This window comes from Pseudocolwellia agarivorans, assembly GCF_002000085.1.
Lineage (GTDB): Bacteria > Pseudomonadota > Gammaproteobacteria > Enterobacterales > Alteromonadaceae > Pseudocolwellia > Pseudocolwellia agarivorans.
This window is the reverse complement of record NZ_MUZU01000026.1, coordinates 1-7,597: the sequence shown is the minus strand read 5'-3', so window position 1 is coordinate 7,597 and position 7,597 is coordinate 1. Positions and strand designations below refer to the sequence as shown.

Below are 7,597 nucleotides of genomic sequence, written 5' to 3'. Positions count from 1 at the left end.
GTTCAGGTTTATCAGTCATATAACAAGCAATTGAACGGGACTTTTACAGCTGGCTGTGCTCGTTCCTAATTATAGCCAGCAATAAAAGCCCATTAATTGGGCGTTATATGCAATTCATGTAGTAGGGTGCTTTAACTAAGAATTCGGTTAATAATTTTAACTTTTGTAAGTGTTGCTACGGGTTTCGCTATTGTCGTTTTTCAATAGTCACTAATAAGCTTTTCCTATTTAAAAGACTTTTCTTGGCAAAGCTATTATTTCGTTCTGGCATTTGTGGATAGCTCAATTTATAGTGTGTTTATTACTACCATCTTTTACTTCTGACTTTTGTATTTATGTTCAGGTTTATCAGGCATATAACAAGTGACTATGGTGTCAAATCTTAATTATTGATTCATTTTTGGATCCCAATAAACACCATCTCTGACCATCGAATTTAAGATCACAATCATCTTTCTAACACAGGCAATAATCGCAATTTTCTTTGGTTTTCCGGCGGCAACAAGCCGCTGGTATGTTGCTTTAAAAACGGGATTACATTGCATCGCTGACATCATGGACATAAACATCGCAGTCCGTATTTGATGACGTCCGCCACGTATCATTCGTTTACCTTTATATATGCCACTTTCTCGGTTAATTGGCGCTACTCCAACGAGGGCTGCGGCTTCTTTATTGGTGATGTAGCCAAGCTCAGGCATATTACTTAGCAGGCTAAATGCAACGACATTTCCTACGCCAGGAACACTCTGAATAATGTCATTTTTTATTTGATATTCCTCACATTGCTCAATGAGTTTAACCATTTTATTGTCTATTTTTGTGAGTTGATTATTAATAACAGTGAGCATGGGATTTATCGTACTTTCTAGTGATTTTGGTAGTATTTGAAGACGATTTTTCTCCATGGTACGTATTTCCATTAACTGGCAACGTCTGGATAATAAGTCACTCATCGTTCTTAACGTTTCTGGCTTAAGCGTAGATAGCTTGGGCTTTATCGCTTCGCTATAATAGGCAATCAACTTAGCATCCAGCTTGTCTGTTTTCGCTAATTGCCCTACAGAGCCTGCAAATTTTTTAATGCGGACAGGGTTGGCAACAACAAACGGTAATTTTTCGTTTGCACAAGCGATAATAAAGGCTTGTTCAAGTCGCCCCGTTGCCTCAATAACAATGCGTATTGGGTTGTGTTTTTTAATTCCTTTTATGGCTTTATTGATACCTTTTTCATCATTGGAAACGGTGAAATAAATATCTAAAGGACGTATATAAATGTCGAGTTGTGTTTTACCGGTATCGACTCCGACATTAATTTCATTTTGATTATTTTTGCAATTCATAATAAGCTGACTCCGCCTTGCTAATTCGGGCTCGAGGCCCCGTTGACTATTCGAGTTTAGTGCTTGGAGTTTTATACGATGTTCTTACTTGTTATCGGTCTCTCGACAGAGGAGCCATCATTCAATCGAACTGTCGTATAAAAAGGCTTTGGTTGCAGCCAAAGCTTGGGCCTCACTTTACCTAAACTGGTTTGGAAAAAGAACATGGATGTGGGTGTTATTATCCATACAAGACATTGCAAAGGACTAAAAACAGCTGGTTTTTGCTCGGGCCTCGCTAATTTTAACCAGCTATTTTATTGCCTCTGAATGAGGCGTTATACGTAAGGTGAAGTATGGAGAAAGGATTCTGGCTAGTGTGTACAATTGCCGTCATTTACTTTTACGTCTTAATTTCAATGACTAAAAGAACATTGAATGAAACTTCACTAAATACAGTATCAAAAATACTCATCATTACTATTTGTTGGTGTATACCGTTTTTAGGTTTACTATCTGCAAAACTTAGCTTGCCATCAAAGCCAAAATCTTTGGGGTCAAAAAGTGATTCACATGTATCACAAAATTATAGTGATGGTGGGGATTGTTAATCTTACGTATAACAAGTTGCTTAAAAGGACAAATAACAGTTGGCTTTTGCTCCTTCGTCGCTTATTTTAGCCAACAATTATTTGCCTCTTAGCAAGGCGTTAGAGTTTGGAGCTTTCATTGGCGAATAAATATCGTTATAAATTAAACTTTGTAGATCCTGACTCTGGAATTAATAAGTGTTCTACCATAATTGGTGGGGTTGGTATTTTATTAGGACTTTGGTCGCTAGCATTTTTTGGTCATGCTGAAGTTCACGGTTTAACTCTAATTTATGTGTTTTTTCTAGTAGCTCTTAATTTCTTAAGTTATCACTTTGGCTTTCTGAGAAAAGTTATAGCTGTATTTTCTGGGTGTATCGGTATTTTCTTTTTCATATTTTCATTTCCCGATTTTATATCTAATGATATGTTACGTTCTCAATCTGGTTTATATTTTATGTTTGTAGGTTTGTATTCAGCTGCCGTGTGCTTTTGTCAATATAAGGCGCTGTCAAAAAAACTCTAACAAGGCGTTCAAACGGACAAATAAAAGCTGGCTGTTGTTCGTGCCTCACACATTTTAGCCAACTATTTTATTGCCTCTTAACGAGGCGTTATATGCAATTCGCTGAATTCACGCTGCAAGTGCACCACTTAACCGGCTTGATATACCTCACTTGCCGACCGATATCCGAGTATCTTTCGTGGTCTGTTATTGATTATATCGACAGTTTTTCGTACTTGTCTATTGGTAATGTTTTCAAAGCTAGTCCCTTTTTTATAATAGCGTCTTAACATGCCATTAGAATGCTCGTTAGTTCCTCGTTGCCAGGAGCTGTATGGGTCAGCAAAATAGATATCAGCGTCTAGCGCTTTTTTAACTTTTTCAAAGGCATAGAACTCTCTACCATTATCAAAGGTGATGCTTTTCACCTTATCCTTTATTGTTTTTAATAATTTAATGAGGGCTTTAGCAACAATAGGAGCTTCTTTCTTCTCGACCCTTGAAGCTAGCATGAGTCGTGACTTTCTTTCAGTTAAGGTGACAAAGTAGCCAGTACCACGTTTTCCCTCTACTAAGTCGCCTTCCCAATGGGTTATATCTTGTCTAAGGTCAATAGATTCAGGACGGTCTTTAATGCCGACTCTACCTTTGAGCGTGTCACCTCTACGACCTCGTCCATGCTTTTTCCTCCACGTATGGCGACGAAGAAGGGTCTTATACAAATTTTTACCATCAAACCTATCCGCTTGTATCCAACGATATATCGTTTCATGACTGATACGCATCAGGAGGTCATCGGGGTGTGATATTTTTAAACGACCGGCAATAATATCAGGAGAGAGTCCTTGATGAAGTTTCTCAATCACATGATTATATAAAGGTTTATGGTCTTTCCTTTTAGCATGACGTGGAGTGAGTCGCTTATAGTCAGCCATATTCTGTGCTCTTTTGGCGGAGTAAGGGCTGGTGTAAATTTTCCGATGCCGGCTCACCTCACGACTAATGGTTGAATGAGGTCGATTAAGTAAAGAGCCGATAGCACGATAGCTTTTCCCTTTATTTATTTGGTCCGCAATGATATCTCTTTCTGTTGTGTTAAGATGACGATAGGCCATTCTGATTTATCCTTGTATTGAGTTTTTTGGTCGAAACTAAGATACTAAGGTTAGGTCAGATTGGCTTATCAATCTATATGGAGCCAAGTGGTGCACTTGGATGTGAATTTAGGTACGAAAGTTTGTAGTTCAATTAACATTTACAAGGAGTTCAAAATGATAAAGTTCAAGGATTTATGGGAAGCGCATGCAACAATAAGTGATATAGATAATCCATGTATGGTTGATGGAAAACCTGCATTTTCAAATCAATGCGCTATTCGTGTCGGGAATGCTTTGACCATATGCGGGTTTGATACATCAACTCTTCCAGGAGCTGAGCATTGCTGGCACCACCCAAAATCGGAAGGCCATATATTAAGAGCTGAACAATTTGCTAAAGCTCTTACAAAGGTAAGGCCTCAATCTTTTGAAAAAGGGGTGAGTATCCCAGTTAAAGACTTTAAAAAATCTATTTCCGGTAAGAAAGGAATAATTTACTTTAAAGATTATTGGTTAAGAAACTCAGACCCTATAAACAATCCAACAGGTGATCATATTGATTTATGGAATGGTTCAAGGCTGACTGATTGGACGTCTTGGATAAGAATTTCTACGGGGTTATCTATAGACGGTGTTTGGTCTGACTTTGAAAAATCCAAAGAAATTATTTTTTGGAGAGCTATCGCGTGAAGTTTTTCCTTGTAGCTTTGTTAGGTGGTATCGTTGGAGTTGGAGTAAGTATTGCTTCCTTTTATGCTATTGGACATTTCTTCGGTCCTTTATCTCAAGGTGAAGATGATGCCACAAAATATTTTAAAGTGTTTTTAGCTGTTTCATTTGCTTTGTGCATACTTGGCTCTTTAATATCTATTAAATACTATAAAAATTCAAAGCAAAAAAAATTATAACAAGCAATTCAAACGGACACATACAGTTGGCTACGTTTCGCTCCGCTACACAATTTTAGCCAACCATTACTTAGCCTCTGAATGAGGCGTTATATTTTTCTAGAGTGCGGAGTTAACATCCATACTTTTATGCAGTATTCGCACGATAAATATTTGACTGTTTTTATACTCTTTGTAATAGATCACATGACTAGCTTGTGGGTACTTACTGTAACCTTCTCTAATATAATCACAGTTAATCCCTAGCTCGTGATCACCAGCTAATAAATTGAACGTATTATCTAATACTTTTAGGTAATCATTCCGTTGAGTGAGCCCCCAAGTTATTTGGGTATATTTAGCTATTTTAATTAAGTCTGTTTTGGCTTTCGAAGATAATACAAACTTATTCATTAATGGTTATCTTTATCTAATTCTGTCAATAAGCTTTCATAGCTGTAATCTGCAACACCGCTTTGTTCGCCTTGGATTAACATATTACGTAAATTTAAAAGTTTAGCTTCTTGATCTTCCAAAGCTCTTAACCCAGCTCTAACAATTTCACTTGCTGAGCCATATCGTCCAGTGTTAAGTTGTTGGTTTATAAACTGATCAAAATGATCGCCTAGTGTAACGCTTGTATTTTTAGCCATAATTTAAAACCTCGTTAGTACCTATATGTAATACATTATGGTATAAAAAATATAACAAGTCACTTAAAAGGACAAAAAACAGTTGGCTGTTTTTTGTCCTTTTAACATTTTAGCCAACTAATTTTTGCCTCTTTACGAGGCCTAAGTATAATAACAGGAGTGCCTATTATATTGGTAATATTGCTATAACACGGAGTTTCCAATAAATTCCTGAAATTTTTCTGGATTACCATTTTTATCATTGACTAATAAGTAATATAGCATTCCACAATCAGAAATATCTGCCAAACCTGAAGCTACAATACGGCTATACATCCAACGTACAGACTCATCAGGATGCTTTTTCATCCATGCGTATGGTGAATAATCTTGTTTTGAACACCAAAGATTGTTTTTATTGTTACAATCATTCTGATCATGAATTTTAATGTACTTCATTCTATTTTCGCTTAATGCAAGAGTTTCATTCCATGTTCTATGATTTTTTCTGCGTAAATGATTTTCATTAAAACCACTATGAGAAATAACATGTACGTATGAGAGGGCGTCTATATTTCCATTTTTAACGACTTCTTCTACGGTTAAGTATAGAAATTCAGCAAGGCCGCCCAATATAATATAAAGGGGATCGTTAGCCGTTGATTTATTGATTTCTTCAGCTAGCTGTTTTTTTGCTTTAATTAATGCTGTTGTTACATCAAAAAAACGAGTGCTATCAAAATTCCATCTTTTTATTGAACCTTCTGCACTTATTTTCATTTGATTATCTTTTGCCGGTCCCGCTGGTGCATCAATAAAATTATTATAGGAATAATGGACTAGCTTATTTTGTAGTTTGAGTTTGGCCATAATAGCTAATGTAGCAGGAGTCGCTCCAATATCATCAGGGTCTCCAGTTGGCCATTTATGTGCAAAATCTGGCGCACTATTTCCATCAACCGTTATGGCTATACGGTTATTATTGTTATTATTGTTATTATTGGCTACTGTTTCAAAACTAATAAGTGCAATGAATAAATAAAGAAGGTGATTAAATAAAGATTTTGTTATTAGCTGTTTAGTCATTTTATTTCCTGTTTATATTTTCTGTTCACATTAAAAAAGTAAAAGGGTTGTTGAGAATTATTATAGTTCTTAGACTATTATTGGTTACTATCATCCTAAACACACAGTTATTCATAATGACTATAACAAAGGCTAACATTTAATGTTTGAATTACTTTATACAAGTATTGCTCCTACTGGATTATCTGAAGCTGAACTTAATGATATATTGGAAAAGGCTAGAATAAAAAATAATAATATAAGTATTACAGGAATGATGCTTTATCACGACAGAGAAATAATGCAAATTCTAGAGGGGGAGAAGAATATAGTGCTTGATTTATTTCAAACTATTTTTGAAGATAGCCGGCATACTAGTGTTGATGTATTTTATAAGGGCGAAATTAAAGAAAGATCTTTTTCACATTGGTCTATGGCTTTTAAATCGTTAGACGAACATGCTATTCAATTAATTACTGATAATTACGAAGGAACAGACGTATTAACATCTCCTATTAACAAGCTCAAAGCGAGTAATAATAGAGGTATTAAAACGTTTTTATCTTTACGAGATAATTTTTTCAGTTAATTTACATTAAATAAAAAGAGGGTGGAGTGAAGTTTTTTGTTCTATTAAATGTAGCGCTTTTATATATAAGTACTTTTACTGTGTTAGCTACAGATATTAAAATTAGCGATGTAATTTCAAAAGAAGAATTTGCTTTGTATAAAGATGTAGGTGAGTTTATTGATCGTTCACCTAAAGTTACCATCATTGTTCAACCTGAATTAAGTGATATTAACGAGTATGGGAAAGGCGTAGTTAAATCTCTAACGGGAACAGATTGTGATCGAGACGGTAAAATGGATGATAATGCAACCTGTAATGCTGTTTATGTAAAACTTTGGTTGAAGTATAAACGTTAGAAATAATGTAAATTATAAACGCTTTATTTTAATTGATATCGAATACTATCGACTTAAGGTAAAATATAATTTAACCCTATTCATAACGTGTCTATATGACGATTAAGATAAAAAATATAACAGAAACAAAACCTGTTGAAGTTACTTGTTCAAGTTGTGAGGCTTGTTGTTGTCATTTAGAAGTTATGATTATCACTGATACTGGAGTTCCTGATAAGCATATTGCATTTGACCAGTGGGGGGGCGAAACCATGCTACGTTTAGATGATGGTTGGTGTTCTGCTTTAGACCGCGAAACGCTTATGTGTACCATTTATGAAAACCGTCCTTTAATTTGTCGAGAATTTGAAATGGGCTCATACGAATGTATTAATGAAAGAAAAGCACAGGGATTAACGAGTAATTTAAATGGATAGTGCGTCAATTATGGTATGGAGTGTACTATTTGGTGGCATAGGTCTTGGTTGGTAGTGTTCAAAAATCTGTGTCATTTCAGTAAACTAGTAAAAACAGGAATGACACATGACAAATCAATTCAATTTCGAAGATGCAGTTAAAGCACTTCAAGCAGG

General features: G+C 35.5%; 11 protein-coding genes. 6 read left to right on the top strand and 5 right to left on the bottom strand.

The features are described from left to right. Positions 1-386 precede the first annotated feature (386 nt). Positions 387-1,343, bottom strand: coding sequence for an IS110 family RNA-guided transposase (locus B0X80_RS20075; RefSeq protein ID WP_077343647.1), 957 nt, complete (start codon positions 1,341-1,343; stop codon positions 387-389). A 696-nt stretch (positions 1,344-2,039) separates the two neighbouring features. Between B0X80_RS20075 and B0X80_RS20065 the strand changes: the two genes are divergently transcribed. Then, positions 2,040-2,438 carry a hypothetical protein gene (locus B0X80_RS20065; protein WP_077343643.1) on the top strand — a complete coding sequence of 133 codons (399 nt, stop codon included), beginning with the start codon at positions 2,040-2,042 and terminating at the stop codon, positions 2,436-2,438. A gap of 128 nt (positions 2,439-2,566) precedes the next feature. On the opposite strand, the gene B0X80_RS20060 is transcribed toward B0X80_RS20065, so the two are convergent. Next, a complete protein-coding gene (locus B0X80_RS20060; protein WP_077343642.1) occupies positions 2,567-3,532 on the bottom strand; it encodes an IS30 family transposase in 966 nt (321 codons plus the stop codon). A gap of 156 nt (positions 3,533-3,688) precedes the next feature. Here B0X80_RS20060 and B0X80_RS20055 point away from each other — a divergent pair, with 156 nt between their 5' ends. Both B0X80_RS20055 and B0X80_RS20050 read left to right on the top strand, forming a co-directional pair. Further along, positions 3,689-4,204, top strand: coding sequence for a type VI secretion system amidase effector protein Tae4 (locus B0X80_RS20055; RefSeq protein WP_077343640.1), 516 nt, complete (start codon positions 3,689-3,691; stop codon positions 4,202-4,204). Then, positions 4,201-4,422, top strand: coding sequence for a hypothetical protein (locus tag B0X80_RS20050; protein ID WP_077343638.1), 222 nt, complete (start codon positions 4,201-4,203; stop codon positions 4,420-4,422). The genes B0X80_RS20055 and B0X80_RS20050 overlap by 4 nt, the downstream gene beginning before the upstream one ends. 99 nt (positions 4,423-4,521) lie before the next feature. Here the strand turns inward: B0X80_RS20050 and B0X80_RS20045 are convergent, their stop codons facing one another. The 3 genes from B0X80_RS20045 to B0X80_RS20035 form a co-directional block, all read right to left on the bottom strand. Then, complete coding sequence (locus B0X80_RS20045) at positions 4,522-4,815, bottom strand: type II toxin-antitoxin system RelE/ParE family toxin (protein ID WP_077343636.1); 294 nt, start codon at positions 4,813-4,815, stop codon at positions 4,522-4,524. After that, entirely contained in the window at positions 4,815-5,054 is a 240-nt protein-coding gene (locus tag B0X80_RS20040) for a type II toxin-antitoxin system ParD family antitoxin (RefSeq protein ID WP_077343634.1), read from the bottom strand. Before B0X80_RS20040 ends, B0X80_RS20045 begins: the two co-directional genes overlap by 1 nt. A gap of 183 nt (positions 5,055-5,237) precedes the next feature. Further along, a complete protein-coding gene (locus B0X80_RS20035; protein ID WP_077343629.1) occupies positions 5,238-6,119 on the bottom strand; it encodes a hypothetical protein in 882 nt (293 codons plus the stop codon). 142 nt (positions 6,120-6,261) lie between these two features. Between B0X80_RS20035 and B0X80_RS20030 the strand changes: the two genes are divergently transcribed. The 3 genes from B0X80_RS20030 to B0X80_RS20020 all read left to right on the top strand — a co-directional run bounded on the left by B0X80_RS20030 (position 6,262) and on the right by B0X80_RS20020 (position 7,441). Then, entirely contained in the window at positions 6,262-6,687 is a 426-nt protein-coding gene (locus tag B0X80_RS20030; protein ID WP_077343627.1) for a BLUF domain-containing protein, read from the top strand. Between the two features lie 26 nt (positions 6,688-6,713). Then, a complete protein-coding gene (locus B0X80_RS20025) occupies positions 6,714-7,025 on the top strand; it encodes a hypothetical protein (RefSeq protein WP_077343625.1) in 312 nt (103 codons plus the stop codon). 95 nt (positions 7,026-7,120) lie between these two features. After that, complete coding sequence (locus B0X80_RS20020; RefSeq protein ID WP_077343623.1) at positions 7,121-7,441, top strand: YkgJ family cysteine cluster protein; 321 nt, start codon at positions 7,121-7,123, stop codon at positions 7,439-7,441. Positions 7,442-7,597: the final 156 nt, after the last annotated feature.

Excerpts from the sequence above, each read along its gene's own strand:
- B0X80_RS20055 (WP_077343640.1), top strand. The coding sequence starts at position 3,689 with ATGATAAAGTTCAAGGATTTATGGGAAGCGCATGCAACAATAAGTGAT.
- B0X80_RS20060 (WP_077343642.1), bottom strand. The coding sequence starts at position 3,532 with ATGGCCTATCGTCATCTTAACACAACAGAAAGAGATATCATTGCGGAC.
- B0X80_RS20075 (WP_077343647.1), bottom strand. The coding sequence starts at position 1,343 with ATGAATTGCAAAAATAATCAAAATGAAATTAATGTCGGAGTCGATACC.
- B0X80_RS20045 (WP_077343636.1), bottom strand. The coding sequence starts at position 4,815 with ATGAATAAGTTTGTATTATCTTCGAAAGCCAAAACAGACTTAATTAAA.
- B0X80_RS20040 (WP_077343634.1), bottom strand. The coding sequence starts at position 5,054 with ATGGCTAAAAATACAAGCGTTACACTAGGCGATCATTTTGATCAGTTT.
- B0X80_RS20020 (WP_077343623.1), top strand. The coding sequence starts at position 7,121 with ATGACGATTAAGATAAAAAATATAACAGAAACAAAACCTGTTGAAGTT.
- B0X80_RS20030 (WP_077343627.1), top strand. The coding sequence starts at position 6,262 with ATGTTTGAATTACTTTATACAAGTATTGCTCCTACTGGATTATCTGAA.
- B0X80_RS20035 (WP_077343629.1), bottom strand. The coding sequence starts at position 6,119 with ATGACTAAACAGCTAATAACAAAATCTTTATTTAATCACCTTCTTTAT.